Origin of the sequence: Bartonella sp. AC130YNZD, from assembly GCF_042196865.1 — a bacterium.
In the GTDB taxonomy this organism is placed as follows: Bacteria; Pseudomonadota; Alphaproteobacteria; order Rhizobiales; family Rhizobiaceae; genus Bartonella.
Window position 1 is genome coordinate 1 of record NZ_JBHIQZ010000114.1, and the last position, 1,129, is coordinate 1,129.

A 1,129-nucleotide genomic window follows, 5' to 3' on the forward strand; every position below is an offset into this window, starting at 1 on the left:
AACAGCCCAATGATAGGAACCGTGTGCCTATTAATAAAACAATCCCTGCCGAAATTAAGCGAGGAGACAGATGAAAAAGATAATTATCATTATAGCGATCAGTATAATTTTTGGAACGTCAGCTCTCGCTAATGATTGTTACTGGAGCTCCAGAACTTTTAAGACGGTATGTATTCCGAAGACTGTAGATAATAAGACAATAAAGAATCCCTCTCCACCACCACCACCTGCTCTTCCAGCTCCACCGACACCACCTACTCCACCTGCAGAATATCTGGAGCTTATTAATCTATTAAAAAAAGGAGAAATTATTGAGCTCTTAAAAAAACAGCTTGAGTTAAAAAAAGAACAAATTTCGCAAACAGAAAAAACCTATCAGGCTATAACAAATAGTCAAAAAACTGGACCTCAGAAAATAGACTTTTCTAGTTTTTTTCTCAAAGAGCCAGAAGCGCTCTATAAGAAAGATAAGCTTTCAAGGGAATCATATCAAAAGGTATTAGAGGACGAAAACAAAATTTCTGGGACTTTTGATCAAATGGGCAAAGCTATTTCTGAGCGTTTACAATTTGCATCGATACAAGATAAAGCTGTAAGTTTAAAAAGTTTTGAAAACGTAGAAAATCGTTTTCAATACCTCAGAAATCTATTAGATGAACTTCCAACAAAAGAAGAGCTGAAAGATACTGCAGATCTTCAAGCACATATCGATGGTTCGTTAGCGATGATCCAAAATGAATTTATAAAGATGGAAATGGTAGCGCATTTACGTGACGCTGAGCAATCACTTATCAAAAGGAAAAAACGCGAACTTAGTATGAAATTTTTTAACCATGAAGCAAAAGGGATGCCTACCATACGATAAAAACAAAAGCCACTGTAGAAGGTTCAGTACTATCCGAACAATTCAGAGGGGCACAAAGATTTTATCAAAGCCAAGATATCGTGCTGAAAACACTTAGGTAATGTATAAATGCAAATAACGCGTTTGGCATATATCTATATTTCAAGGTGATAAAAAGTTGAAAATTTGTTAAAGAGGAATTCCATGAACTTTACAGTGTTCACGCAACTTTTCAATAAAATTGATCAGATAACAAAAACATATGTCACGGACATTTCCTCAAAA

At 35.3% G+C, this 1,129-nt stretch carries 1 protein-coding gene; it reads left to right on the forward strand.

The window, feature by feature from the left end; all coding sequences use genetic code 11:
- Positions 1 to 70 precede the first annotated feature (70 nt).
- The gene (locus ACFINU_RS09960) at positions 71 to 865 is read left to right on the forward strand and encodes a type IV secretion system protein (RefSeq protein ID WP_375667685.1); all 795 of its coding nucleotides are present in this window, start codon (positions 71 to 73) and stop codon (positions 863 to 865) included.
- Positions 866 to 1,129 lie beyond the last annotated feature (264 nt).